Raw genomic sequence first — 24,537 nt, 5'->3', positions numbered from 1 at the left:
TGTCCGTCAATGACCGGGACACGGTTACAGCAGGCACTTACAGAGAACGGAGCCTTCTGAACCTCGGCTCCGTCAAAGGTGCCCATGATCTTCAGGGTCTCACGTTCCATCTTCTCTTCTTCCCCACCGATATAGGGGATCAGGTTGTCGAAGATGGCCATACCCGGTATTCCTTCAAACCCTGCTCCGGATATTGCCTGCATCGTAGCTACCCTGAGATCAGAGAATGAGAACCTGCGAAGGGGTGCCAGTGAACAGGTGAGCATGATGGTTGAACAGTTCGGGTTTGTGACGATAAACCCGTCTGTCCCCTTGTCCCTCTGAAGATCGATCATACCGAGATGATCGGCGTTGACTTCAGGGACTACCAGTGGAACATCAGGTTCCATCCGGTACGTACTTGCATTACTGCAGACTCCAATTCCCGCCTTTGCACACTGCATCTCCACATCTCCGGCAAGGTCGGCAGGAAGCGCAGAAAAGACGAGGTCAACCTTCTTCAGACTCTCAACCGTGGTATCAGACACGATGATGTCGCCGACATCCTCAGGAAACGGAACCTCCAGACGCCATGAACAGGCGTCACGGTATTTTTTTCCAGCACTCCGTTTGGATGCGGTCAGAACTGAGAGTTCAAAATTCGGGTGACCTGCAAGGAGTTGCACAAACCGCTGCCCGACGGCTCCGGTTGCACCAAGAACCCCTACACTGATCATACCGGTACATTGGAGAGAATAGTAATTAAAAATGGATGATTTAATCCATTGAGATGGCTTCTGCAGGACAGACATCCACACAGGAACCACAATCTACGCAGAGGTCGGCGTTTACATCGGCCTTGTCATCCTTCATGGAGATGGCAACGGCAGGGCATTCGTCGACACAGGTCTCACAGCCGGTGCAGGTATCCTTGTTTATTATTGCAGTCATGAAAATCTCTAAAGACTCTGTTCATTAATATAAAAAAATTTTCGACCTGGTTTTTACGTTGATCAGAGGCCGAGAACATCTTTCATGCCATAAATACCAGGTTTCTTTCCGACAATCCACTTCGTCGCCCTGACGGCTCCCTGGGCAAAGACGCCACGATCATATGCCCGGTGTGAGAGGGTCACGGTCTCAAAGTTGCTGGTAAACATCACTGCGTGATCCCCGACGATGTCTCCGCCCCTGATGACATGGACACCGATCTCGTTCCCACGCTCTGTCATACCCTCACGGCCGTATACCTCTTCCCTGGGACCGACCTCTTCCTGAAGGATCTCAAGGATTGTCCTGGCAGTGCCACTCGGTGCATCCTTCTTGTACCGGTGGTGTGCTTCGGTGACCTCGATATCATAGTCACCAAGCCGCTGTGCAGCCTCCCTGACAAGGAGCCAGAGAATGTTCATCCCGATAGAGTAGTTCGTGGAGATTACTGCAGGAACTCCTCCCTTTACGATAGCTTCGTTGATGAGGTTGCGCTGATCAGCATTCAGGCCCGTCGTTCCGAGAATGATGGCGCATCCCGCTGCAGCTGCAACCGGAATATTCTGGGCCGAGGCTGCAGCCACAGTGAAGTCGATGACAACATCAGGTTTCTTTTCTACAAGAAAAGCTGCAAACTTTTCGGCAGAGACTACCGGAACGCCGAAGACCTCTCCTTCCTGGACATCCACTCCTCCGACCAGTTTCATCTCTGGATCATTTGTGACAATATTACCGATCGTCGTTCCCATGCGACCGAATGCACCACAAATAGCGATTTTAATCATAGTGTGCAAGCACCTCCTGTAATCTCTGAACCGTTGCCTCACCAGCTTCGTCAAGCGGAAGCCTTACCGGACCAGCTGCCATGCCTCTTATTTCAGATGCCTTCTTGATCGGCACCGGGTTGGTCTCGACAAAGAGTGCCCTGATTAAGGGTGCAAGGTTGTAATGGATGCTGCGAGCAGTCTCATAGTCCCCTTTCTTTGCAGCGTTATACATCTCAATCATCGGCTTTGGCACAATGTTTGCTGCAACTGATATCACTCCGTCACCTCCAAGACCGAGGATCGGAAGAGTCATCCCATCATCACCTGATATCACGGTAAAATCTTTGTCAAGGGTCAGTTCAATGATGGTTGAGATCTGATTGATATCTCCGCTTGCCTCTTTAACACCCACAATGCTTGGATGATCTGCAAGTTCTGCAATCAGATCAGGTGCAAGGTTCTGACCAGTACGTCCCGGAATATTATAGATGACAACAGGTATGTCCAGGTCAGCCAGGGCGTGGTAGTGCTTGACGAGACCGGACCGGTTGGGCTTATTGTAGTAAGGACTGATGACAAGGACACCATCTGCTCCGGCATCCTTTGCAGCCTTAGTAAATCTGATAGCTTCAGAAGTGTTGTTTGAACCAGTACCTGCAAGGACAGGAACCTTGCCTCCGGCCTCTTCCAGGGTAACCTCCACAACCTTCTCGTGCTCTGCACTACTGAGTGTGGCTGATTCTCCGGTTGAGCCGCATGGCACCAGCCCGTGAACTCCTGATTTCAGAAGAAAAGCTATGTTGGACCTGAGTCCATCCACATCAAGATCTTTCCCGGCGTTCCTTTGAAAAGGAGTAATGAGCGCAGGGAAAACGCCCTCAAACATGAGGGTTATTTATGCGGTTCTTCCGGTATTTACCTTTCTTGTGATGTATCCGGCGACACGGTTACGGACACCCTTGGTAGGGATATCAGTTGATGCACTTACGGCCTTCTTGTTCTCATCAAAGTCGCCTGAGAACTTTTCGCGGTGGTTTTCCAGAAGTTCGGTACCGATGCTCTTGATATAACTTGGTTTAACACCCATTGATTATTCCTCTGTAAATTTTGTATTTATTATGCGCGATAAGATCCTATTAATATTTGCTAAAACCCGGGTCGGATTCTCACCAAAGATTCGGATCAGAGGATCTTTTTCTGCATAACCAAGGTCATAGATGACATCAGGAACACCTTCACTCTTCTCACAACAGAAGGCAACCCCCCAGTCATGAGTGGGGTCCCCGGGTGGTTCCTGTGCCCGGTTGAAAGTGGTGACTTCCATGAGCATAGCCTCAGCAGCAGTTATGATCTGGGGATCATACGGAAGGACAGCTGCACACCGTATGGCAGGGTCAAACCGTATGGCAGTGAGAGTCATCCTGCAGACCGGCAGATCTGCTGCAATGATAACAGTACCTTCTGATATGGCAGCAGTGTCACCGGTTGTCCGGGCACCCTGCCTGGCATATGCCATTGATATTCCCCTGGCAGGCCCGATCAACGGATGTGAGATTTCATTCAGGACAGGCAGTACTGCTTCCAGTTCACGGATTATTAGCGTATTGCCACAAGAGTTATCACCCGAAGGATGCATCTCCTTCTCCCCTGATTCATGAGTATAGTTCATGGCTCTTTCTCTTTCGGACTCTGTGATCTCCCACCTGAACCGGACACAGGTAACGTGTTACGAACTTCATCGGATCAGGCATTTACTTATGGTCATGAGCAGATAGTATGGTCAGATTATGAAACGGTGGATGCTTGATGCCGTGGTTGGTGTCTTAAGCCTTATTATCTTCCTTGCGGTCCTCATCGTGCTTCCGATCTTCCTGCAGGGCAGTACTTCGTACCTCATTGCGTTGTTCATGTTTATCGCCGTTATCAGCGGTGGCGGGTACCTGATCCGGAACGTCACCCCCTGATTGCGATCCGGCTGAACTATTCTTCTTTTTGGGATTGGTGATCATCCATTTCTTCTGTTTGTAGTACGAGAGCGGATGGGTTACCTTGCTGCAGAGGGCATCGGGATGAACACAGAGTGCATGTGTCTTCATGGTTGAACAGAGCGGAGAAGTATATTCTGTACCGCTCCCTCCTTGTCCTGATATGTGATCCACCTGGTACATGGTCTTTGAGAGATCAAAATCAGGAACATGACCGTACAGTTCAACAATTTGGGTGTTTTGCATCCCGATGTTATGCATAAAAGCGGTCACTGCAAATCTGCCCATGTGAGTCAGATGCGTCCTCTGCACGAGTGCGGCTATAATTGCCTGAATACATGGAGGGAATGCTGACTCTTCCACAGACCCGAACTCTTCAAGCATCCGCTCCTGTATCGTGACTTTTATCCGGTCAAGCACCGGCTGGAGAGAGATACAGAGAGAGGGAGGGACTTTGAGCGGCAGGTTCTGGCTCATGATAACCCTCAGGCGTTCTCTCAGGATCTCATCAATCTCATCCTTATGGATTTTGACAATCCCTTTCTCCACGACACGGTTCACAAGCCTCCATCTATCATCAGTGAGCCGGGAAGCGATCTCGACGTATTGAATCACCGGGATCTCTGTTGAACTCCCGGAGAGGCCGAGACTGGCTGCTATCACCTCCTTCTTCCTGGGATCCTCTTCCTGGAGGTACCGGTATACTTTCCAGGACTGATACCGACAGAGCCTGTCGACAAGCATCCGGTCACCTGAACAGGATACAAGCAGCCTGCTAACCGGATATGCAGAGATAATTATCCTGACCGCAGCAGCCTCTGAAGGGACATCAGGAAGAGTTTCTGGAGGCTGACGTGGATTGAACCTGAGTGACGCTGATACAATTTCATATGCCTCTTTAACTGCAAGACGCCCTGCAGGTGAATCAAGGTATTGATCAAGAGAAGACGTATTCGCGCTGATGAACGACTGAGCTTCTTTTAAAAAAGAATATTTTGCAAGATCTCTGAGGTCAAGTGCTACCATGCATCAGTCTGCTTCGATACGGGGTGCGAGCAGATACTCAACATGGCCCTTTCCGCCAGCGATATCAAAGGAGAACTTAACCGGGTGATCAGAGCCCAGATGAATCGTGACCTCTGCTGCATGAGACATCACTTTTCCCATATCCTTGAGGTAATCGATGGAGAAGAGGGAGCGTGCCTGTGAAAAGTTACAGGAGATCATCTCATCGGCTGTGAACTCACGTTCGATATGATCGCTGTCGCCTTCGGCTATGATATAGAAGACCTTCTTGTCAGGGTTTATTCCAAGCCACATCTTGTCTGAAACAACTGCAGCCGACTTGATGGTATTATAGAGGTCAGCACCCGCCACAGTAACCACACCGGGGAGCTCAATACCCGGAGAGTTTGGGTCTTTCTTGATGGTGCTAGTGTCAAGCAACGTGATGGCGTAGTGATATCCTTCAAACCTGACTTCTATCTTGTTAGCCCCGTCAGGGTAATCCAGGCTTACTTCGCTTGCCTTTCCCATCATGGTGAAGATGTTCTTCATCTTTGTGATGTCAAGACCAAGTTCGCCCGGTGTAGCCTCATATGTGTTGAACGCTTCGCGCTGGAGGGTGAGGATAACCATTGCAACATTTGCGGTATCGACAGATCTGATCCATACCTCCTGCTCAGAGTAATGCATTCTGCACTCGGTCACCAGAGCAGCGACGGCGTCGATAGAATCACGAAAAGTATCGGCGTTTATTGTTCCTTTCAGCATCTGCGCTCCCTACTATTCTAACAATATTAGTTTGACGCACATATAAGTGCTGGTCTGAGCAATATTTACGAATAAGGTGGATACGAGCGACTTATGGGTTCTCAATGGGGTAGGGACAAGGTATACCAGCAAGCAATGAAACAGGGATATCGTTCCCGTGCTTCATTTAAGTTAAAAGAAATTTTACAAAAAAATGCTGTGTTGCGATCTCAGGACAACGTAGTTGATCTTGGTGCAGCCCCAGGGAGCTGGCTTCAGGTTCTGAAAGAGAACACATCTGGACTGATCGTCGGAATTGACCTGAATCCGATACAGCCTCTTGAAGGTGTTACGACTCTGGTCGGGGATTTTTCTACACCCAAAATAGTTGCACGGGTTCTCGATCTCCTGCCTGAAGTAAATCTGGTGGTCTGCGATGCATCACCAAAACTATCAGGGCACAAGTCGTACGACCAGGCACGAGCAATAGATCTCAACAAAATGGCACTCGACTTTGCCATACAGGTGCTCTGTCCAGGCGGAAACCTCGTGATGAAGTCGTTCCAGGGTGAAGACTTCCAGTGGATCTACCGGAAGGTGAAAGAGGAGTTCTTCAGGGTCACTACGCACAAGACCCATTCAAGCAGGAAAGGAAGTGCTGAAGTCTACATCATAGCACGCAACTTCATCGCAGGTCGGGATGATCTCTATGATGAGATCAATCAGGAAGAGACGGACCAGGTGACCGATGGCAATTCGGGATAATCACCATCGCCCGGTCAGCAACATCCGTATCAGCCTGAATGCAGGGTGTAATCTCAGATGTATATACTGTCATCGGGAAGGTGAGTGCAAGCCTGAGAACCCGATGTCACTTGAGGATATCAGGGAGGTCCTGCTTGCATCTGAGCGGCTTGGGATCAGGTCGGTGAAGTTCACCGGGGGAGAACCACTGCTCAGAAAAGATATCCTTGAGATCATCAGGAGCGTACCTGCAGGTATCGAGTCCTCCATGACTACCAACGGTACGCTGCTCGGTCCGATGGCAATGGACCTTCATAATGCCGGCCTCTCCAGAGTAAATATCAGCCTTGACAGTCTCCGCCCGGAAACATACAAGATGGTCACGGGCGTTGACATGCTTGATGATGCCCTCGCAGGAATAGAAGCATCCAAGGCTGCCGGGCTTGTACCGATAAAGATCAACATGGTCCTTCTGAAAGGGATCAACGAGAACGAGATCGATGATTTCATCAGGCTGGTAGCAGATGAACGGCATATGATCCTGCAGATCATCGAACTGATGGATCTTGGTGACTGTCCGTACCACGCAGATCTGTCAGAGCTCGAGGATCATATCGCTGCCTCGTCCAAACGGGTGATCACCAGAAGGATGCACCACCGGAAAAAATACTGTTACGGCGGGGCCGAGATCGAGTTTGTCAGGCCGTTTCATAACTCAGAGTTCTGCAAACACTGCAACAGGCTCAGGGTTACGTCTGACGGAAAACTGAAACCCTGCCTGCTCAGGTCTGATAATCTTGTTGATATCAGGGGGAAGAAGGGGGAAGAACTCGACGCCCTCTTCAGGCAGGCAATAGGCCTTCGCGAACCATATAATTCCTGACCGGCAGAGACGCTTTTAATCTTCTGCCACCTACTTTTGTGTATGCTGGAAGTCAACGAGTACGCACGGGTACTCCAGGCACTCTACAACAAATCTCTCATTCTTGAAGACACATCTGACTTTCATCCGGTTCTCAGGTTCTGGTATTTTGACGCAATGGCTCATCTTGACTACTCAATATCGGTTCTCGCGTACAATGCTGATTCGCCCCGTAATCAGATGAGCCGTGAGTACCTCAAACACAGGACAGACGAGGCACAGACAGATCAACTGGGAATATTTCCAAAGTTTATGGTATGGCTTGAAGCCAACCATCCGGATGAGTATCAGAAGTTTCCACTATTTGTTCAGAAGATATACTCATCATCTGATCCTGCTTCGTACAGGTCATTCAGAATTATTCTAAACCCTGATGATCGCAGACCGATGCCTCCTGAAACCTTTCAGATCATGATTGATGAGATGTTTGAACGATCCTACCTCTCTGCCCTTTACAATAATTCTCCAGTTGCAACGAAACTAAACGAGTATATCGGGACCTGCAGATGAGCAGCGCTGATGTCACAGAGATATGTTCAGACCTGGTACAGATCAGATCTGAAAACCCTCCCGGGTACACAGACGAGGTGATCGCATACATCAGGGAGTTCTGTGACGATATCGGATTGAAGACCCGGACTGTCACAAGAGGCAGAAGACATAACCTGCTCTCTGCAGAACCGAAAGGAAAACTTCTCCTCTGTGGTCATGTCGATGTTGTTCCTGCACGTGATGAGGGATGGATACATCCACCGTATGCCGGGCTGATAGAAGGCGGGTTTGTACACGGGCGTGGGTCCACCGATATGAAAGGCGGGTGTGCAGCCCTGCTTGTTGCACTCAGAAATACAATAGACACCGAGGGTGATCCCGGGGTTGATGTCGCCTTTGTTGCAGATGAAGAAGGGAAAGGCGAGTTCGGGATGGAACAGCTTGTAGGGGAAGGGATCCTGAAGCCATGCGACGCGATCATTGCTGAACCCACACCCCCTGCATCACCGATCATCGGGGAGAAAGGAGTACTCAGAACACGTGTTACATTCTCAGGAGAATCCGGTCATGCATCCCTACACCCGGTGATCGGGAACTCAGCGATCGTCCAGGCATGCAGGTACCTTGACTTCTGCCAGAGACTTCATGAACGGGAATGGCCGATCGAACCTGAAGTTGCCGATGCTATCAGAGTTACCGGGAAAGCATTGGAGAGCCTGACCGGACTTTCTGCTTCTGAGGCAGATCGGGTCCTCTCCAGAATCATGTACAATCCAGGGTTCATTGAGGGTGGTGAACGGATGAACGTGGTTGCCCAGCATTGCGATCTCTCACTGGACATGCGCATTCCATGGGGATGCAGAGTAGACGAAGTGATCCCACTGATGAAGGCTGCAGCACCCGATGCTGCTATCACGGTGCTGGAGTCTTCAGAACCATCGTTCAGCAGACCCGGAAATCTTACAAAACTTTTGTGTGAAGGGATTGGGTCGGTACTCCAGACACAGGCAGAACCGGGAGTAAGCCAGGCTGGATCCGATGCCCGGTACCTGCGGATACTTGGGGCAGAAGTGGTGATGTACGGTCCCGGTGATCTGAACCTTCTCCATTCGGTGAATGAACGGGTTCCGGTGTCTATGCTTGAGAACTGTCAGCAGGTGTACGAGTACGTGCTGAACCGGATATCAAAGATCTGACCATCACACGGGAACTGCAATAATTTTTTAGAGTTAAATCAAAACAGGTCAATGACCAAGTATCCTCTCTACAAACGCCTGCCCTTCTTCTGATGAAAAAACTGGGATGTCCCGGTCAACATACACCATTCTCCTGATCGCCTCGGTCTTCTCTTGTGTCACCGGGTTGTATCCTTCCTTTGTATACTGAGTATGGTACACCATAATCCCCCGGCGTTCCCATGCGGGAGTCTGTGCAAGATTAACACCGTGCTGAAAACAGATCTCATGAAGTTCACGTGCACTGATGCCATTCAGCCGGCGCTGAACCTCAGTCCTGCCAACTCCGTCCTGCAGGAGAAGTGCCTGGCTATACCCGTTGATATGGTTGCGCCATGCCTCTTTCTGTCGCCAGTTCAGGTACTCTGTAACCATGCCCTTTTCAACAGGAATGATTCGTGCATCAAATGAGATCGGTGATGGAGGTTTCATAGCAATAGTCAGAGAACTTGAAGCCAGTGAGGCGATCACCGAGGCAAGTTTCTCAACGCGCCCCTCAAACGGGAGTTCATCAAGATAGATACTTATCTCATCTGAAAAGGTGTACGCAAAGAGAGGTGCGAACCCGCTTTCAGTAAGAAGTGAAGAGCAGACATTCACCATCGCCAGAGAAAATCCGTCATCAAAGGGACGTTTAAGTGATTGACGTGCAAGAAACTGATGAAAGGCCCGTCCATCAAGCCTGACGATAACGGGCGCAAGGGCTTTTATCCCAGTGTATATCTCCCGCTCTTTCACTGATAATCCTGCCCTGGACCATACATGATCTTATGTTTCGGGAGAGGTTGATTAAGAATCTGATTAAATGCTCAATATTGGAGTGATCAGAGGTCAGCATCATCCTTGAACATATTCTGAATATGGCGGATCACAACCACATCAGAGATGCTCTTGACCAACCTGAACGGAATCTTGATACCCTTATGGGTCTTGACTTCGATAACATCAGGATTCAGTTTTCCTGCCGCTATAGAGTCTATTCGCTTTGAATCAATGTCAAGAACGAGGTCTTCCACCTCACCGATGAACATACCGTTCTCAGAGTATATCTTAAGGCCGATAAGGTCAGTAATCTGATTCTTCATACTCCATTGACATTTATATCATATCCATAAAAAAGTAGGTATTTATCTTCATCAGGAACGGGCCACACTGACCGGATCTATGCCTGCTTATGGTATACCTGCAGGACAGCAGCCAGACCTGATGAAGAGATCTCCCGATCCTCAGCCATCACCATCTGTTTATTGATCTCAGTGAATACTGTATTATGGATGGATCATTCAGAATCGGACGACTGTTTGGTATTCCGATCATGATACATTTTACCTTCCTTCTGATAATCCCAATATTTGCCTGGCTGATCGGGACCGACATCACATTCACGGTCTCGATGGTATCAGATCTTTTCCATGTTCAGCTCAATGACGAGTTGATCACGCAGGGGTACATCCCGTACCTTCTCGGATTCGTTATCGCCATTGGGTTGTTCCTGGGCGTATTTGTTCATGAACTTGCCCATTCACTCATCGCCAGACGGGCAGGTATTGCTATCGGCAGTATCACGCTCCTGTTTTTTGGGGGTGTTGCATCTATTGAGGATCGGGATACTGATCCAAGAGTTGAATTCTGGATGGCCCTGGCTGGTCCGGCCATGAGCCTGGCTCTCGGCCTTGTTTGCATCGCACTGCTCTATGGAACACCCCTGGTGATAGCAGATCCTGCTCTCGCCGGTATGGTCACATACGTCTGGGGATACCTGGCAATCCTGAATATTCTGCTCTTTATCTTCAACCTGCTCCCTGCCTTTCCGATGGACGGCGGGAGGGTGCTCAGAGCGTACCTTGCACTCAGGATGCCACTTCATAAGGCAACCGGCATCGCATCAACCATAGGAAAAGCGTTTGCAGTCATCTTCGGTCTCATTGGTCTGGTTATCTTCTCACCCATCCTCATCCTGATAGCCTTCTTCATCTATATCGGCGCAGGACAGGAGTCAAATGTCACCAGGTACAAATTCCTGCTCAAGGATGTTACAACAAGGGAGATCATGTCCCAGCCGGTTATGTCAGTCCAGCCCGGGATGCCGCTCACTGAAGTGATAGCCATGATGTACCAGACCAAGCATCTGGGATTCCCGGTCATCGACCGGGGATATCTGGCTGGTATCATCACCCTTGATGACATTACACGTGTCTCATCAATTGACCGTGATGCAATGCAGGTGAAAGATTCAATGACCACCGATGTGATCACCCTTCCACCTGAAGCTCCGGTGTTTGATGCACTCAGGATCATGACCCAGTATAATATCGGCAGAATTCCAGTGATAGAAAACGGGACTGTTACCGGTATCATCACCAAGTCAGATATCTTCACCGTGATGGAACTGCGTGAGATGTAAACGAGAAGAGGCCGGGAGGAAAGGATACTCCTGCTGCCTGCTCAAATGATGCCAGATCCCTGAACGGACGTTTTGCAAGAACACGGCCCTGTACAGATTTAGGAAGGCCGGGTATCCATCTGATAACTTTTGCAGGAAGGTCGTTGATCGGAATCGGCCATGGCAGACCGGTTACCGATCGCATTCCATGATCCACGATGACAATATCCAGAATTGTTCGGAGCGGAAGGTTCAAAGGAATGCCAGCCAGGATAGGATAAGAACCTAGTTGTCTTCCAAACGAGGTACCGCCCGACTCCTCAATGATAACATGCCGGAGCACAGTCATCACCGGATAGACCTGGCGGAGCATCGGCAGGTCAAAGTGTTTACGAACCTCCTCCTTGAACTGATGAAAGTGACGGTCATCAACCGGGAGAGCGTTTTCTGACCAGGCCCGGGTCCCTTCGAACGGCATCAGTTGCCTGATGTTCACCCGTCTTACCAGGAGATGCTCATTTATGATCTTGTTGAGGAACTCTCTGTTCAGACGATAGGTGCCAGCGGTCTCACCTGCTAGTCCACAGATAAAGTTCAGACCGGGAAGCAGATGGGGGATGCCACGATCACGGTGTCCTCCGACTTCATTGACAATCCGCACAGCCTCCATCACCATATCAGGATCTGCCTTGAGATTGTTCGCCCTGACCACCGCAGGATCAGCGGTCTCCATCCCGAACGCTGCAACGTCTCCGGGAGTATGGCCGTTCACGATGACTGAAAGTGCATCCCGTGATGCATCCGGATGTCGTGCAATCGTTCCAGGGTTGATGTTGTCGATATGGAGGGTCTCAAGATCAGGTGCAGCAGCCCTGATCCCGGTAAAGAGCCGTTCAAGGATCTCGGGTCTTGGAGCAGGATATTCCCCGGATCCGGCCTGATACGTGAGGAGATCAGGCTGGCGACCGAGTCTGAAATGAAGAATTCCCTGATCAGAAAGTGCCTTCACTTCTGCTACGATGCCTGATACATCCCGATACTCAGGTTTGCCGTAGAACGGTTCAGTACAGAACGAACATCCGCCTGACTCAGCGTGCGAGCAACCCCGAGAGGTCTCCATTTCGCAGAGCACATGTGGATAAAGAGGATGATCCCTGACGATACCGGCTCCGGCTATGGCCCATTCGTCCTCGGCAGAATACGAGTGCGAACTGACCTTATCAGATCCATCCAGGAACGAATCGAGTGCCTGGGCAGGTGAGCCATACAGGAGGTGATCAAACCCGAACTCCTCCTGGCGTATGGCTTTCATCCCTCCTCCCTGAGATGAGCCGAAGAGAACCGGTCCTCCCAGAAATGTGTCGGGACTGTCCGGTCCTTTGAGTGACGATCCGATCTGCCTGATGTCGCCATACCCTGCGGGAGTTCCGCCGAGATATTTCCCCGGAACAGTCACCCCGGCAATCATCACAACGAGGTCAGATCCACCTGCTTTTTTGAGAAATGTATAATCAGCCCTGATCTGATCGATGGTACAGTACCTGACCGAGAACCCGCGAGAGGTGAGGACACCGGCTACGGTCCTGATGTATGGTGATATATATGGAGGTACACCAAGGCAGGCTGGTTCGTCTACATACCCGTCGATGATCCAGGATTCAGCAGTCATATCCGATCTCAGAGAGAAGTCTGCGTGCCCAGATCAGTTTGCCTTTCTTGACAGGAGTGACGGTCTGATCATCACAGTCAAACCCGAGAAGATGAATTGATGATGCTCCGCACTCCTGTGCCATATACACCGCACGATCCCCATCAGAAAAGCCACCAAAATTATGAACATTCTGAAAAGGTCTGGCCTGAGTGGTGAGGATCAGGGGATCGCAAAACCTGGGAACCCAGGCCTGAACCCGGGGAATGTTATCACCGTGAGCATGAACTACCATTACAGTCCCGCTCTTGTTCAGATCACAGGCGTACTCATCGATCCCGTCGAGATCGGTGACAATGACATCAGGTCTGACCCCACAGGTCAGCAGTACACCTGCTGCCGCATCAGCAGCGATGACAACACCGGATACCCCTCCGGCCTGGACCTGGCTCTTCAGACATGGGGCATTCCCGCACACAGTAACAGGTTTGCCAGAAATCAGGTTCACAAGTTCAACCGTTGAATCAGCAGATGAGAGTTTGGCTGCTATCACTGCTGCCCGTTCATCTTCGGCAGGATCAAAAGAGAAGTACTCACATATCTCGTGGTAGAGGGGTTCCCACTCCTCATACCTCACCGGACTCGTCCTCCAGAAGCCCGACAAGCCGGTAGAAGTTCTGCAGGATGGGCTCGATAACCATCTCTAAAAGCCCTTTCTTCTCCCTCACTGACGAGAAGACATGGAGCGGAATACTCGCTGCAGCCATCGTTGCATGGCCACCGGCATCCCCGAGATCAGAGAAGGCCTCGCTCATCACGTTGCCAAGATTCAACCTGAGGTCACGATTACGGCCTGACATGATGATCGCATCGTCAGTTATTCCATACACGAGTGCCGTGCTGATCCCTTCCAGATTGATGAGGAGATCTGCAGCCTGAGGGAGGGCATCACGGTTACGGACATATCCGACGTTTGAAAAGAGGTACCCGTTCTTGGTCTTACGGTTGTTGATTGCATCGCCGATGATATCGATCGTCTCATGGGCATACTGGGGTGACATGATCTTCTCAAGCAGATCCTCGTCACTGTACTTGAGCAGAAATGCTGAGTACTCAAGATCCCGTGGTGTTACATTTCTTCTGAACTGCTTGGTGTCAGCCCTGATGCCATAGAGCAGGGCGGTAGCAACCATCTGATCCGGCTCGATCTCAAGTTCTATCAGATATTCGGTCAGGATAGTTGCACATGCACCGGCACTCTGCCTGACATCCACAAACGGTGCCCTGATGATACTGCCGGACTGGGGCTCGTAATGGTGATCGATGATAATGTCAACCGGGGTGGTAGGAAGCAGACCGTTGTTGATGCCCGGTCCTTTACTGTCAACAAGAGCAAGGTGCGAGCACTCTGCCAGCGTTTCAGGACGAACCTTCTCCATCTTGATATCAAGCAGGTTCACCAGGGTGCGGTTCTCCTGGTGACCGATGATCCCGTCATACAGAATGCGGGTCTCAAGATCCGGATTAGCTTTTTTTGCTATTGCAGCAAGGGCCATGGCACTGGATATTGCATCAGGATCCGGATTTGTGTGAGTGATGATTCCCAGAATCCCGGTCCAGGATCTCAGGATATCAAAAAGCTGCTTTGAGAGGTGATGCTTCTGAAATTTCTGAAGATGATCGATTGCAGCGGTTGCTACAACCTGCTGTGGATACAGAACCAGGTCGGCACCTTCCTGGATGAGATCCTTCTCACTGATTGGATCAACCGCACGTGCAACCACATGGACCCGGGGGTACTTCTCCCTGATCGTCCGCATTGCAGCACTATTTGCTTCGTGACTGTCGCTGACTACGAATGCAATATTAAAATCGGCGATCCCATGGAGCATTTCGGCATCAAGCATATCACGCAGGAATGCCTCTATCTTCTGTTCCCTCAGCTCCTGAACCCGTTCGGGATTATTATCCATGCAGAGGAGCCTTCCACCTTCCTTCTTGAGCTCCTCCAGAATGAGATACCCGACACTCCCGCACCCGCAGATCAGATAGGTTCTGTTGCCGGGAACTCCCGGGAGGCGATAATCCTGCATAACAATAATATATTAAGCGTTTATACGTTTAAATCAGGCCACGAAATATATTTATTGCAGATCTGCCAACATGTTATGGCACAAGGGCTTGTAGCTTAGTCGGTAGAGCGACAGACTCTTAATCTGTAGGTCAGGGGTTCGAGTCCCTTCAGGCCCGTTCTTTTTATTTTTGCTCTAATTTATCATTCAGTATTTTTTCGGATAGGTTCATCTAGACCAGAAATAGTTGTACACCTTTTCGAAGATGGACATGATGGCAGGACATACGAAATATTCATATGCCGGACGATCCTATATGATAAGGCACAAGGGCTTGTAGCTTAGTCGGTAGAGCGACAGACTCTTAATCTGTAGGTCAGGGGTTCGAGTCCCTTCAGGCCCGCTCTTTTGTTAACTTTTTAATTCGTTGCATTTATCTGATTATACCTCGTCTGAGTCCGTATGACAGATACTACAGAATATGTCCGGGTGACCTGTCAGCATTGCGCAGGTGAAGGATGTTGCTTCTGTGACAAGAAAGGTACCGTTGAGGTTACAACTCCTGAACGTATGTGCAGGCACTGCAACGGGATCGGATGCCTGTACTGCGGATACACCGGATGGTCGGGTCTCCGCGGAAAATATGATTAACCGGGATCTGATTTAAGAATCTATTAATAATTTCCTGAAACATCAATCCTTATACAGATGATGCCAGTATGGGGGGTATAGGAGTATGATCACATTATTCAGACCTGATCCTGAACGGATGCGACTGAAAGGGGATCTTGACGGGCTGATAAAAATTGTCAGAACATCTCCTGATACGCCCATGCGGGTAGAATCTGCCCTGGCCCTCGGGAGGATGCAGACACCACGTGCAGTACCTGAACTCATCGCACTCCTTGGAGATCCGGATCCCAGGGTTGTGGATGCAGCCTCTGAAGCTCTTGAGTTCATCGGAAAACCAGCAGTTCGTCCCCTGATTGAGACCTTTAACAGCGCTGATGAAACAGTCACACGATGGCTGCATCGGACACTGCTCAGGCTCGGCCCCTCGGTTGTTCCGGAGATCCTCGCGTGTACCCCCATCCTGAATGAGGCAGGCGAAGAACGGGCTGCATATACTCTTCTCAGTTATGGCAAACCGGTACTTCCGATCATAGTCAGTGCTCTGGGATCAGAAGAGCGGCGGACTGCACGAATGGCAGAAGCCATGGTCGAGACTGCCGGGCGGGATGCGGTTCCCTATCTCATTCAGGCCCTCGACAGTCCGGATGATGAAGTCCGGGCGCGATCAGCAGCACTTCTTATCCTCCTCGGAGATCAGGTGGTTGTCGATCTGCTTTCCTCATGTGCTCAGGATCGGGACGAAACCCGTGACCTCAAGTTCTATATCATACAGGAGATCGGCAGACCAGCCCTTGAGCCATTATATGATTCACTCAAGGATCCCAACCCGGTCACCTCCTCAATGGCACTCAAAGTCTTCATGGAGATCGGGGACGCTGCCATCGTGCCGCTCATCAGGGGAATATATGACGAAGATCCTGAGATCCGCGCCGTCTCGGAGAACGCCCTGATACGAATCGGAGAGCCCGTTGTAGAGCACCTGATCAGGGAGATTCCACTGCATAAAGAGAGCGACAGAGAGCAGATCAGTTCTGTTCTGATCAGGATAGGAGAGCCGGGACTTCCCAAACTGACCCAGGCACTCTTTAATCCCTCGGCAGATATCGCCAGGACAGTATCAGGAATTCTTCCAAGACTGGGCTCGCTTTCGGCTCCCTGGCTACTCCAGGCAGTTGAAGAGAAAGGTGATGAAGCCACCGGCCCGGTGGCACGCGTGTTCAGGGAGATGGGAAGACTGGCATTTCCAATCCTTGAAGAGGCGATACCAACGCGGGGAGGGAAGACTGCCACTTTTGCTATCAGGATGCTCAGAGAGATCGATCCGGTACGGGCAATTGATCCGTTGATCGATTCCCTCTCCAACCACGACAACAGAGTTCGGGAAGCAGCGATGGATGAACTGATGCAGATGGGTGACATGGTCACACCCAGATTCATTCATGTTCTCTCTTCAGGAAATGAGAACGCTGCAATGCTCGCAGACTCGGCGCTCAGGCAGATGGGATCTGATGCTGCACCTGACCTTGCAGATGCGCTTGGTGACCCCCTCTCTGCAGATCCCTCAAAGATAAGTTCGATCCTTTCTGATATCGGGACTGACGCTGTGCCATACCTCATCCCTATGATCGTGCCGGGAAGCCAGGGGCAGATTCAGGCATACGCGATCATCAAGAACCAGGGAGCTAAGGCTGTTCCTGAACTCCTCGATGCACTCGGCTCAGCAGGGCCTGATCTTACAAGAGGGATCAAGGATCTTCTGGCGATCTCATTTGAACAGGATCCGGGAGTCTTTATCGAACAGATGATGAAGCAGGGATCAGGCGCAAGCATGGATGCGGTCAGCGAGATCATCCGGGCCTCTCCTGAACAGGTCATTCCCCATCTCATCGAACTGATAAACACCGGTGATACCGATCAGATCCAGTTTGCGGGCGATCTTCTCGAAAAGTTCGGAGATGCAGCAATCAAGCCGTTGATCAACAGCCTGCGCCAGGAAGAAGATGAAGAGCAGAAACTAGTGCTCACGTCGTTTCTGGTAAAGATGGGACCGGCAGCAGTGCCTGCCCTTATTGAGGAACTGAGAGATCCGATGCTCGTGGTATATGCAGTGGCAGCACTCGGATCAATCGGTGAGCCTGCGGTCCCCACACTGATGAACCTGCTGCGTGATCAGGATCAGGAGGTTGTCAACTATGCAGGCCTCTCCCTGGCTAGAATAGGACAACCAGCAATACCTGCACTCTTCAGCCTCTTCAACGAGGACAAATCAATGGTGCCTCTGATCAGCAGCATCTTTGCCAATATGGGTGGAGTGGCGCTACCGCGGCTCCTTGATGAGTTCAAGGCACTTGAGACTACAGGTGAGCAGGGTAGTGAACGTGGAATCTCACTGATGTCAATGATCCTGGACATCTCGATGAATGATGCGCCACAGATGCACCATCTTTTCAGCCTGAATGATCCCGAGATGCAGAGGATGCTCACCGGCATCCTGGTGAGCAAAGGTACCGCCGTCATCGATCCCCTGATCGGTGCCCTGCTGAGCTGGACCAGGCCGACACCAACACTGGTGCTGCAGACATTTGCAAGCATGAAAGGACAGGTTATCACCCGGGTCCACCAGGTGATGGAGCAGCTCCCGGATCGTGACCTCAGAAGAATTCCACTGATTCACCTGCTCGGCGATCTCATGGATCCCTCATCTGCATCGATCATCTTCAAGGCACTGGAAGATTCTGATCGCAGGATCAGGATCGCTGCGGTTCGTGAACTCGGAAAGTTCGGAAGGGAGGCACTCGACCCGCTCACCAGTGCATTACAGGATGAGGACCGGGAGGTCAGGGTCGCGGCCATCGAATCGATGGGAGATATCGGGCTTCCGGTTCTTGACCAGTTGCTTGGTGCTCTGAAAGATGAGGATGGAGAGATCAGGGCAGCAGCCATCAACGGGATAGGAAAGATCGGCGAGCCTGCCATGTTCATGCTGATCCAGGCCCTGACAGATTCTGACCGGAGGGTGCGGCAGGATGTGGTGCGGCTGCTCCAGGGATTTGGCTGGAAACCAAAGTACACCACGGATCGTTTGAGTTACCTCTTTGCACGCGAGGACTGGGATACTCTCGTGAAAATAGGCCCACCGAGCATGGATATTCTTGCCCGCGGGCTAAAGGATTCTGATCCTGAAGTGAGTAATGCCTGCCGTGAGGCCCTGAAACAGATCAAGAGCAGACTGCCAACTGTCTGAACTTGATCAGATTGATGTGAGATCGCACCGTACCGGTTTATGACAATCGGCAGGGCATCTCACATGAGACATTATATTTCAATCAGAGATCTGGATCGCAGTCAGATTGATCACCTGATAGAGAGGGCAGCCAGGATCGCTGAACACGGTGCTGATGCACAGCCGCTGAAAGGAAAAATTCTCGGACTTCTCTTTTTTGAACCCAGTACCCGGACACGAATGTCATTTGAGTCTGCAATGCTGCGACTCGGGGGTTCATGCATGAACCTTGGCGGTGTCGAGGTCAGTTCAATGGCCAAAGGGGAGACACTCGCCGATACCATCAGGGTTGTCAGCGGGTACGCAGATACCATCGTACTCAGGCACCCGAAGGTCGGGGCAGCAAGGCTCGCAAGTGAGTTTGCAGATGTTCCGGTCATTAACGGGGGCGATGGTGCAGGTCAGCACCCGTCACAGACCCTCATCGATCTCTATACCATTCATCAGTCAATGCCCCTTGATGGAATCAAAATCGGTCTCATCGGTGATCTCATGTACGGGAGGACCACCCACTCTCTTGCCTACGCACTGACCAGATACAACGCCGAGATCCATGCAATCTCTCCGAAAGGACTTGGCCTGCCAGAGTCACTCAAGCATGATCTCAGGGAGACAGGGTGCGCAGTCATAGAGCATGACTCAATAGAAGAGATCATCCGCGAACTTGATGTGCTGTATGTAACCAGGTTCCAGCGTGAGAGGTTCCCGGACCCGGCCTCATTCTTTGACGTTGCAGCAGGGTACCGGATCACACCATCTCTCCTGAACGGCGTGAAGGATCACCTGGTCCTCCTTCACCCGCTCCCACGCGTTGACGAGATCGATCCTGCAGTGGATGCACTTCCATATGCACGATACTTTCAGCAGGCACGCAACGGTGTGCCCGTCAGGATGGCGATGCTTCTCGAGGTGATGCAATGAACAGCGACAAGTACCAGGAAGGGCTGTTGATAAATGCGATCCAGAACGGAACTGTGATCGATCATATCACCGGTGGAGAGGCCCTGATCGTGCTCCGTATCCTTGGGATCACAGGAAGTACAGATGAATGTGTAAGCGTCGCTACCAATGTCGTGAGCAGTGCCCTTGGTAGGAAAGATGTAGTCAAGATCGAGAACAGGGAACTCAAGGACGAGGAGGTGGACCGGATAGCCCTCATCGCGCCAAGGGCGACGATAAATATCATCAGGGAACGGCGGGTCGTAGAAAAGAAGGGTGTTGATATTCCTGATACCCTGATAGGAGTGCTCAAATGTCCAAACCCGTGCTGCATCACCAATACCAATGAGCCGGTAAACAGCAGGTTCTCAGTTCAGGGAAGACGGCTTATCTGTACCTACTGTGACACAGTCATCGGGTCTGATATCTCGTCGCACATCATCTGATCAGATCTGGGACTGGTGATCGATCAGGTGACCATGCACATCGATCTCACCACGCCAGATCCTTGTGCTGGATATCCACTTCCCGTCTTCTGCGAGCACGCACCTGATCTGGTGAATCTCAACGCAGGGACGCTTTTTGTCTCTGCGTAACTGGTTTATCTCTTTTGCAACCGGAAATGTCTCTTCACTCACGATAAGTGCGTCGAACTCTGAATCAAGTGTTGACCCGAACCGGTCATGAAGTTCTTCGATGATCCAGATCCGGGGAAATCCCTTCTCTTCAAGAAAAATAAGAAGGGCTGCCTCCCGTTCTTTATACGGGTGGATAGGATGAGATTTGCGATCCGCGAACTGATCACTGGTCAGGCCGATGGTTACAGTCCCTTCAGGCCCGGCGAGCTCAAAGGCACGACTGATAAGAAACCTGTGCCCGTCATGCAGAGGGTCAAAGGTTCCCCCAACCATCACCTTCATGTCTGAACATGGTTATGTTCACATACGTTTATGGATATTCATCGCAGAGGATGTTCAGTTTTAGAATTACCGGGTCATTCGCAGGGAAGCAGAGAGGTGGTTGATCCTTTTATGCCTTTCTTACAGATATGTACACAGGAGTGAACGGATGTGTTCCCGTGGTATGTCTGGACCACAGGGAGATACCGTACCAACGTATGAATATCCATCAGCATATTCCAAAGGCTGCATTTGTTGCACCAAACGCCACCGTGATCGGAGAGGTCGTTTCAGGCCCTGACCTCGGGGTCTGGTACGGAGCGGTTGTACGGGCAGACAAGGATCGGATATCAATCGGTGCACGCTCAAATATTCAGGATAATTGTGTTGTACACACATCAGCAGGTCATCCGGTTATCGTAGGTGATGATGTCTCGGTAGGACACGGGGCAATTCTGCATGGATGTACGATCAGGGACCGGGTACTTGTCGGCATGGGGGCAATCGTGCTGAACGGTGCGGTTGTCGGAGAGGAGAGTATCATCGGGGCAGGGGCCCTGGTCTCAGAAGGCAAGGAGATTCCAGCCCGTTCACTGGTACTCGGCGTGCCCGGAAAGGTGGTCAGGCAGGTGACTGACGAGGAGGTTGCCGCTACTCTCAAGAACGCCTCATCATACGTACAGCTCGCACGGGAGCATGCTATTGAGTGAAGTTGTTGTCATTGGCGGCGGTATTGCCGGGATCACGGCTGCTCTCGATCTGGCAAATCATGGGATTCACGTCCATCTGATCGAGCGGGAGCCGACCATCGGCGGACATATGGCAATGCTGGACAAGACCTTCCCGACCAACGACTGTTCGATGTGTATTCTCAGCCCGAAGATGGTTGACGCTGCACGGCATCCAAAGATATCACTTCACACCTGCACAGAGGTCACCAGCATTGAGGGAGAATCCGGTGACTTTACGGTACATGTTACCAGACACCCCAGATACGTCAAAGAGTCTGAATGTACCGGGTGTGATGACTGCGTTGCGATATGTCCGGTTGAGGTGTACAACCGGTTCGATGCTGGTCTTGGCGTTCGCAAGGCGATCTACAAGGCACATCCGCAGGTAGTCCCCAATATCGTGATCCGTGACACAGAACACTGTATCAACTGTGGCCTCTGCTATAGTATCTGTGGGAAGAGGGCTATCCTCAGGGATAATGAGGATGGAGAGGAGCAGGCATACATTAAGGCTGCTGCAGTGGTTATTGCGACAGGATACGAGGTGTTTGATGCCACAAAGAAACCTTCGTACCGCTATCGCCAGATCCCTGATGTAATCAGCAGTATCGAGTTCGAACGGATGATCAATGCCAGCGGGCCAACCCAGGGAGCCCTGAAGAGACTTTCTGACGGTGCAAAGCCGAAGAAGATCGTCTTTGTCCAGTGTGTGGGCTCGCGTGACTGTACAGCAGGATCCCCATCCTGCTCTGCAGTCTGCTGCATGTATGCTGTAAAAAATGCACTCCTCATCAGAGAGAAGTCACCGGAGACCGAGGTGACAATCCTGTACATGGACATCAGGGCATATGGGAAGGGATATGAGGAGTTTTATGAGCGGGCAAAGAATGCAGGGGTCAGATTTGTCAGGGGACTCCCAGGAGATCTTTACCAGAATAATGCTCATGTAAGGGTGCATGTGGAGAATACAGAAAACCGGGAACTGGTAAAGATCGATGCTGACCTGGTTGTACTCTCGGTCGGCATACGGCCACAAAACGATGCAGCAGCAATTGCTGAACGGTACGGAATCACCCTTGACGAGACCGGATTCTTTGCCGGTCTCGATCAGAAGTCAGAACATATCACATCGATCAGACCCGGCATATTCCTCGCAGGCACCTGTCGGGAACCGATGGATATTCCTGACACGGTCGCAGAGGGCGGGGCTGCAGCAATGCGGGCAGTCATCACCAGTATGAAGGGGGAGCATGCAACCCTCTGATACCCCACTCAGACCAGTAATTTTTTACCCGGATATTCCTGCAATAAAGTTCATTGCACAGACACGGCTCCCCGAAGAATATCATGAAGAGACCGCACATGACATCAAAAGGCTGGCTGAAGCGATACGATGTCTGGACATCAGGGGAGCTCCGGCACTTGGTGTTGCCGGTGCATATGGTATTGCTCTCGCAGCCCTGACCGCTACCGCATCAGAACCAGAGAAGTTCAGAGAGGAGGTGTCAAATGCAGCAGACCTGCTCAGGTCAACACGTCCCACGGCAGTCAACCTCTTTTATGGGATTGATCGCGTTCTCACCGCTGTGCTGGCAGAGCAGACAGTATCGTCGGCCCGTGAACGGGCGGTCAGTGAGGCAGAAGAGGTTGCAGATGATGACAGCAGAACCTGTCATGCCATCGGAGAACATGGCCGGAACATTCTTCCACCTTCGTGCAGGATTCTCACCCATTGTAATGCAGGAGCACTTGCCTGCAGGGAGTGGGGAACAGCACTCGGGGTGATCAGATCCGGTGTTCAGGCAGGAGTAAAAGTTCAGGTCTATGCCTGCGAGACCCGCCCGCTTCTGCAGGGTGCAAGGCTTACATCATGGGAGCTGGCACAGGACGGTATTGATGTCACTGTTATCACCGACTCAATGGCTGCATCGCTCATGAGGAAAGGGATGATTGACGTTGTGATCGTCGGGGCTGACCGGATCACAAAAGATGCTGTCTTCAACAAGATCGGAACATACATGCACGCCGTTTGTGCGGATGCCCATCATATCCCGTTCTATGTGGCAGCCCCGTTCTCAACTTTTGACGAGGAGTCTGCCGAAGCAGATATCATCGTTGAAGAACGAAGCCGTGATGAGATCGCATGCTTTGGAGGAAGAAAAACGATACCAGATGGAGTGAAAGTATACAATCCGGCGTTTGATGCAACACCTGTCTCACTGGTAACCGGGATCATCACAGAACACGGAATATTCAGGCTGCCTGAAGATCTTTCTGATATCAGGGCTATCAGACAGAGGAGCTGACTATAGGATTATGACCTCTGTATTTGAGCTATATCCCCATTTTATCACCATCATCGGAGAACTTACCGTCCTCTTTGTACTCGGGTGCCTGATCTGCGGATTCATTTTGCTCTTCCTGACGATACACGCAATCCGTTCAGGAAACCTGCTCTTCCCGAAGTTCATGCGTGCAGGCCTCATATTTCTGGAGGGGATGATGCGTGGTCTCTTCAAACTCTTCGGAGTTGAGGATCAGGAGTTCCTGCGCATCATGGTCACGCTGCAGAACACCCTGAATCGAAAGGCATTCACTGACATCCCTGTTTCACAGCGGGCTATCTTTGTTCCCCAGTGTCTTCGTTCGGGAGCCTGCCCTGCCCATCTGCATGAGGAAGGACTCAAGTGTCGCTCCTGCGGGTTGTGCCAGATAGGAGTAGCCAGACCACTGCTTGAGCAGATGGGATACAATTTCTTCATCGTGCCTGGCTCTTCATTCATCAAAAGGATGGTGAAACGGTACAGACCTAAAGGCATCATCGGAATCGGATGCCTGATTGAGATCAAGGAGGGCACAGAGATGGCAGGACAACTCAATCTCATCTCCATGGGAATTGTTACCAGCCGCGACGGGTGTGTTGAGACCGCTGTTAACTGGGATGAGGTATACCAGGTAGCCCTGCTCGGAATTGACCCGAAGAACATCCCAACAGAACTCCAGCAATATACCACGTAATCTTTTTGTGTGAAAAACATTAGAGCGATCTTCCCTGGGGTCCCCAATGGGTACCATTGGGGTTT

The 24,537-nt window shown here is 51.0% G+C and carries 27 protein-coding genes and 2 tRNA genes; 15 read left to right on the top strand and 14 right to left on the bottom strand.

The genetic code is table 11. From position 1 onward, the window contains the following. The 8 genes from asd to ACHZA2_RS18640 form a co-directional block, all read right to left on the bottom strand. The coding region (gene asd, locus ACHZA2_RS18675) for an aspartate-semialdehyde dehydrogenase (RefSeq protein ID WP_319581023.1) at positions 1 to 716 on the bottom strand (716 nt) is incomplete at its 3' end. Between the two features lie 40 nt (positions 717 to 756). Then, positions 757 to 930, bottom strand: a complete 174-nt coding sequence (locus ACHZA2_RS18670; RefSeq protein ID WP_109967321.1) for a 4Fe-4S binding protein — start codon at positions 928 to 930, stop codon at positions 757 to 759. A gap of 62 nt (positions 931 to 992) precedes the next feature. Next, the gene (gene dapB, locus ACHZA2_RS18665) at positions 993 to 1,754 is read right to left on the bottom strand and encodes a 4-hydroxy-tetrahydrodipicolinate reductase (RefSeq protein ID WP_319580888.1); all 762 of its coding nucleotides are present in this window, start codon (positions 1,752 to 1,754) and stop codon (positions 993 to 995) included. Further along, positions 1,747 to 2,622, bottom strand: a complete 876-nt coding sequence (dapA, locus tag ACHZA2_RS18660) for a 4-hydroxy-tetrahydrodipicolinate synthase (protein ID WP_319537496.1) — start codon at positions 2,620 to 2,622, stop codon at positions 1,747 to 1,749. The genes dapB and dapA overlap by 8 nt, the downstream gene beginning before the upstream one ends. Positions 2,623 to 2,631: 9 nt before the next feature. Further along, positions 2,632 to 2,823 carry a 30S ribosomal protein S17e gene (locus ACHZA2_RS18655; protein ID WP_319537495.1) on the bottom strand — a complete coding sequence of 64 codons (192 nt, stop codon included), beginning with the start codon at positions 2,821 to 2,823 and terminating at the stop codon, positions 2,632 to 2,634. Positions 2,824 to 2,826: 3 nt separating this feature from the next. Then, positions 2,827 to 3,405: a thiamine-phosphate synthase family protein gene (locus tag ACHZA2_RS18650; RefSeq protein ID WP_319580889.1), complete on the bottom strand. Its 579-nt coding sequence runs from the start codon at positions 3,403 to 3,405 to the stop codon at positions 2,827 to 2,829. A gap of 154 nt (positions 3,406 to 3,559) precedes the next feature. Beyond that, positions 3,560 to 4,747: a DNA primase regulatory subunit PriL gene (priL, locus tag ACHZA2_RS18645; RefSeq protein ID WP_319580890.1), complete on the bottom strand. Its 1,188-nt coding sequence runs from the start codon at positions 4,745 to 4,747 to the stop codon at positions 3,560 to 3,562. 3 nt (positions 4,748 to 4,750) lie between these two features. Further along, on the bottom strand, positions 4,751 to 5,494 hold the full coding sequence (locus tag ACHZA2_RS18640) for a DNA polymerase sliding clamp (RefSeq protein WP_319537492.1): 744 nt from the start codon (positions 5,492 to 5,494) through the stop codon (positions 4,751 to 4,753). A gap of 93 nt (positions 5,495 to 5,587) precedes the next feature. On the opposite strand from ACHZA2_RS18640, the gene ACHZA2_RS18635 reads away from it, so the two are divergent. From ACHZA2_RS18635 to ACHZA2_RS18620, 4 genes are read left to right on the top strand one after another with little or no spacing between them, the layout of a single operon-like run. Continuing rightward, on the top strand, positions 5,588 to 6,238 hold the full coding sequence (locus ACHZA2_RS18635; RefSeq protein WP_319581022.1) for an RlmE family RNA methyltransferase: 651 nt from the start codon (positions 5,588 to 5,590) through the stop codon (positions 6,236 to 6,238). Next, positions 6,222 to 7,100: a GTP 3',8-cyclase MoaA gene (gene moaA / locus ACHZA2_RS18630; protein WP_319581021.1), complete on the top strand. Its 879-nt coding sequence runs from the start codon at positions 6,222 to 6,224 to the stop codon at positions 7,098 to 7,100. Before ACHZA2_RS18635 ends, moaA begins: the two co-directional genes overlap by 17 nt. A 42-nt stretch (positions 7,101 to 7,142) precedes the next feature. Next, on the top strand, positions 7,143 to 7,649 hold the full coding sequence (locus tag ACHZA2_RS18625; protein WP_319580892.1) for a hypothetical protein: 507 nt from the start codon (positions 7,143 to 7,145) through the stop codon (positions 7,647 to 7,649). Then, positions 7,646 to 8,827: a M20/M25/M40 family metallo-hydrolase gene (locus ACHZA2_RS18620; RefSeq protein WP_319581020.1), complete on the top strand. Its 1,182-nt coding sequence runs from the start codon at positions 7,646 to 7,648 to the stop codon at positions 8,825 to 8,827. Before ACHZA2_RS18625 ends, ACHZA2_RS18620 begins: the two co-directional genes overlap by 4 nt. 48 nt (positions 8,828 to 8,875) lie before the next feature. Here ACHZA2_RS18620 and ACHZA2_RS18615 read toward each other — a convergent pair whose 3' ends face one another. Continuing rightward, positions 8,876 to 9,604 carry a tRNA(His) guanylyltransferase Thg1 family protein gene (locus ACHZA2_RS18615; protein WP_319581019.1) on the bottom strand — a complete coding sequence of 243 codons (729 nt, stop codon included), beginning with the start codon at positions 9,602 to 9,604 and terminating at the stop codon, positions 8,876 to 8,878. Positions 9,605 to 9,690: 86 nt separating this feature from the next. Continuing rightward, positions 9,691 to 9,951, bottom strand: a complete 261-nt coding sequence (locus ACHZA2_RS18610) for a PRC-barrel domain-containing protein (RefSeq protein WP_319537486.1) — start codon at positions 9,949 to 9,951, stop codon at positions 9,691 to 9,693. Positions 9,952 to 10,136: 185 nt separating this feature from the next. On the opposite strand from ACHZA2_RS18610, the gene ACHZA2_RS18605 reads away from it, so the two are divergent. Further along, positions 10,137 to 11,270 (top strand): CBS domain-containing protein, encoded by a 1,134-nt coding sequence (locus ACHZA2_RS18605; RefSeq protein WP_319581018.1) that lies wholly within the window; start codon positions 10,137 to 10,139, stop codon positions 11,268 to 11,270. Here ACHZA2_RS18605 and ACHZA2_RS18600 read toward each other — a convergent pair. Genes ACHZA2_RS18600 through ACHZA2_RS18590 form a run of 3 tightly spaced genes read right to left on the bottom strand, consistent with a single transcriptional unit; the run spans position 11,242 to position 14,990 of the window. Beyond that, positions 11,242 to 12,918, bottom strand: coding sequence for a radical SAM protein (locus ACHZA2_RS18600; protein ID WP_319581017.1), 1,677 nt, complete (start codon positions 12,916 to 12,918; stop codon positions 11,242 to 11,244). The genes ACHZA2_RS18605 and ACHZA2_RS18600 overlap by 29 nt on opposite strands. After that, on the bottom strand, positions 12,908 to 13,534 hold the full coding sequence (locus tag ACHZA2_RS18595) for a 6-hydroxymethylpterin diphosphokinase MptE-like protein (RefSeq protein ID WP_319581016.1): 627 nt from the start codon (positions 13,532 to 13,534) through the stop codon (positions 12,908 to 12,910). The genes ACHZA2_RS18600 and ACHZA2_RS18595 overlap by 11 nt, the downstream gene beginning before the upstream one ends. Next, the gene (locus ACHZA2_RS18590) at positions 13,524 to 14,990 is read right to left on the bottom strand and encodes a DHH family phosphoesterase (protein WP_319580898.1); all 1,467 of its coding nucleotides are present in this window, start codon (positions 14,988 to 14,990) and stop codon (positions 13,524 to 13,526) included. The genes ACHZA2_RS18595 and ACHZA2_RS18590 overlap by 11 nt, the downstream gene beginning before the upstream one ends. Positions 14,991 to 15,074: 84 nt before the next feature. On the opposite strand from ACHZA2_RS18590, the gene ACHZA2_RS18585 reads away from it, so the two are divergent. The 6 genes from ACHZA2_RS18585 to pyrI all read left to right on the top strand — a co-directional run bounded on the left by ACHZA2_RS18585 (position 15,075) and on the right by pyrI (position 20,270). Further along, positions 15,075 to 15,147, top strand: a tRNA-Lys gene (locus ACHZA2_RS18585). A gap of 152 nt (positions 15,148 to 15,299) precedes the next feature. Next, positions 15,300 to 15,372: transfer RNA gene (locus ACHZA2_RS18580), tRNA-Lys, on the top strand. Positions 15,373 to 15,431: 59 nt separating this feature from the next. Then, positions 15,432 to 15,620: a hypothetical protein gene (locus ACHZA2_RS18575; RefSeq protein WP_319537481.1), complete on the top strand. Its 189-nt coding sequence runs from the start codon at positions 15,432 to 15,434 to the stop codon at positions 15,618 to 15,620. A gap of 85 nt (positions 15,621 to 15,705) precedes the next feature. Beyond that, entirely contained in the window at positions 15,706 to 18,846 is a 3,141-nt protein-coding gene (locus ACHZA2_RS18570; protein WP_319581015.1) for a HEAT repeat domain-containing protein, read from the top strand. A 63-nt stretch (positions 18,847 to 18,909) separates the two neighbouring features. Continuing rightward, on the top strand, positions 18,910 to 19,806 hold the full coding sequence (pyrB, locus tag ACHZA2_RS18565; RefSeq protein WP_319537479.1) for an aspartate carbamoyltransferase: 897 nt from the start codon (positions 18,910 to 18,912) through the stop codon (positions 19,804 to 19,806). Then, the gene (gene pyrI / locus ACHZA2_RS18560) at positions 19,803 to 20,270 is read left to right on the top strand and encodes an aspartate carbamoyltransferase regulatory subunit (RefSeq protein ID WP_319537478.1); all 468 of its coding nucleotides are present in this window, start codon (positions 19,803 to 19,805) and stop codon (positions 20,268 to 20,270) included. The genes pyrB and pyrI overlap by 4 nt, the downstream gene beginning before the upstream one ends. Here pyrI and ACHZA2_RS18555 read toward each other — a convergent pair whose 3' ends face one another. Beyond that, the gene (locus ACHZA2_RS18555; RefSeq protein WP_319580900.1) at positions 20,271 to 20,744 is read right to left on the bottom strand and encodes a phosphopantetheine adenylyltransferase; all 474 of its coding nucleotides are present in this window, start codon (positions 20,742 to 20,744) and stop codon (positions 20,271 to 20,273) included. Between the two features lie 197 nt (positions 20,745 to 20,941). Between ACHZA2_RS18555 and ACHZA2_RS18550 the strand changes: the two genes are divergently transcribed. Genes ACHZA2_RS18550 through ACHZA2_RS18535 form a run of 4 tightly spaced genes read left to right on the top strand, consistent with a single transcriptional unit; the run spans position 20,942 to position 24,472 of the window. Further along, a complete protein-coding gene (locus ACHZA2_RS18550; protein WP_319580901.1) occupies positions 20,942 to 21,433 on the top strand; it encodes a gamma carbonic anhydrase family protein in 492 nt (163 codons plus the stop codon). Continuing rightward, positions 21,426 to 22,718 carry a CoB--CoM heterodisulfide reductase iron-sulfur subunit A family protein gene (locus tag ACHZA2_RS18545; RefSeq protein ID WP_319581024.1) on the top strand — a complete coding sequence of 431 codons (1,293 nt, stop codon included), beginning with the start codon at positions 21,426 to 21,428 and terminating at the stop codon, positions 22,716 to 22,718. Before ACHZA2_RS18550 ends, ACHZA2_RS18545 begins: the two co-directional genes overlap by 8 nt. Beyond that, a complete protein-coding gene (mtnA, locus tag ACHZA2_RS18540; RefSeq protein ID WP_319581014.1) occupies positions 22,705 to 23,760 on the top strand; it encodes an S-methyl-5-thioribose-1-phosphate isomerase in 1,056 nt (351 codons plus the stop codon). The genes ACHZA2_RS18545 and mtnA overlap by 14 nt, the downstream gene beginning before the upstream one ends. A 10-nt stretch (positions 23,761 to 23,770) precedes the next feature. Then, positions 23,771 to 24,472 carry a DUF116 domain-containing protein gene (locus ACHZA2_RS18535; protein WP_319580903.1) on the top strand — a complete coding sequence of 234 codons (702 nt, stop codon included), beginning with the start codon at positions 23,771 to 23,773 and terminating at the stop codon, positions 24,470 to 24,472. The last annotated feature ends 65 nt before the right edge of the window (positions 24,473 to 24,537 follow it).

It is taken from the genome of uncultured Methanospirillum sp. (genome assembly GCF_963668415.2).
Taxonomy (GTDB): domain Archaea; phylum Halobacteriota; class Methanomicrobia; order Methanomicrobiales; family Methanospirillaceae; genus Methanospirillum.
Note: the sequence above shows the minus strand (reverse complement) of the source record. Positions and strands in the feature narration are given on the sequence as shown.

Bases quoted from the DNA above. Each gene is read 5' to 3' on its own strand.
- ACHZA2_RS18670 (WP_109967321.1), bottom strand. From the start codon at position 930: ATGACTGCAATAATAAACAAGGATACCTGCACCGGCTGTGAGACCTGT.
- dapB (WP_319580888.1), bottom strand. From the start codon at position 1,754: ATGATTAAAATCGCTATTTGTGGTGCATTCGGTCGCATGGGAACGACG.
- dapA (WP_319537496.1), bottom strand. From the start codon at position 2,622: ATGTTTGAGGGCGTTTTCCCTGCGCTCATTACTCCTTTTCAAAGGAAC.
- ACHZA2_RS18655 (WP_319537495.1), bottom strand. From the start codon at position 2,823: ATGGGTGTTAAACCAAGTTATATCAAGAGCATCGGTACCGAACTTCTG.
- ACHZA2_RS18650 (WP_319580889.1), bottom strand. From the start codon at position 3,405: ATGAACTATACTCATGAATCAGGGGAGAAGGAGATGCATCCTTCGGGT.
- priL (WP_319580890.1), bottom strand. From the start codon at position 4,747: ATGGTAGCACTTGACCTCAGAGATCTTGCAAAATATTCTTTTTTAAAA.
- ACHZA2_RS18640 (WP_319537492.1), bottom strand. From the start codon at position 5,494: ATGCTGAAAGGAACAATAAACGCCGATACTTTTCGTGATTCTATCGAC.
- ACHZA2_RS18635 (WP_319581022.1), top strand. From the start codon at position 5,588: ATGGGTTCTCAATGGGGTAGGGACAAGGTATACCAGCAAGCAATGAAA.
- moaA (WP_319581021.1), top strand. From the start codon at position 6,222: ATGGCAATTCGGGATAATCACCATCGCCCGGTCAGCAACATCCGTATC.
- ACHZA2_RS18625 (WP_319580892.1), top strand. From the start codon at position 7,143: ATGCTGGAAGTCAACGAGTACGCACGGGTACTCCAGGCACTCTACAAC.
- ACHZA2_RS18620 (WP_319581020.1), top strand. From the start codon at position 7,646: ATGAGCAGCGCTGATGTCACAGAGATATGTTCAGACCTGGTACAGATC.
- ACHZA2_RS18610 (WP_319537486.1), bottom strand. From the start codon at position 9,951: ATGAAGAATCAGATTACTGACCTTATCGGCCTTAAGATATACTCTGAG.
- ACHZA2_RS18605 (WP_319581018.1), top strand. From the start codon at position 10,137: ATGGATGGATCATTCAGAATCGGACGACTGTTTGGTATTCCGATCATG.
- ACHZA2_RS18600 (WP_319581017.1), bottom strand. From the start codon at position 12,918: ATGACTGCTGAATCCTGGATCATCGACGGGTATGTAGACGAACCAGCC.
- ACHZA2_RS18590 (WP_319580898.1), bottom strand. From the start codon at position 14,990: ATGCAGGATTATCGCCTCCCGGGAGTTCCCGGCAACAGAACCTATCTG.
- ACHZA2_RS18575 (WP_319537481.1), top strand. From the start codon at position 15,432: ATGACAGATACTACAGAATATGTCCGGGTGACCTGTCAGCATTGCGCA.
- ACHZA2_RS18570 (WP_319581015.1), top strand. From the start codon at position 15,706: ATGATCACATTATTCAGACCTGATCCTGAACGGATGCGACTGAAAGGG.
- pyrB (WP_319537479.1), top strand. From the start codon at position 18,910: ATGAGACATTATATTTCAATCAGAGATCTGGATCGCAGTCAGATTGAT.
- pyrI (WP_319537478.1), top strand. From the start codon at position 19,803: ATGAACAGCGACAAGTACCAGGAAGGGCTGTTGATAAATGCGATCCAG.
- ACHZA2_RS18555 (WP_319580900.1), bottom strand. From the start codon at position 20,744: ATGAAGGTGATGGTTGGGGGAACCTTTGACCCTCTGCATGACGGGCAC.
- ACHZA2_RS18550 (WP_319580901.1), top strand. From the start codon at position 20,942: ATGAATATCCATCAGCATATTCCAAAGGCTGCATTTGTTGCACCAAAC.
- mtnA (WP_319581014.1), top strand. From the start codon at position 22,705: ATGCAACCCTCTGATACCCCACTCAGACCAGTAATTTTTTACCCGGAT.
- ACHZA2_RS18535 (WP_319580903.1), top strand. From the start codon at position 23,771: ATGACCTCTGTATTTGAGCTATATCCCCATTTTATCACCATCATCGGA.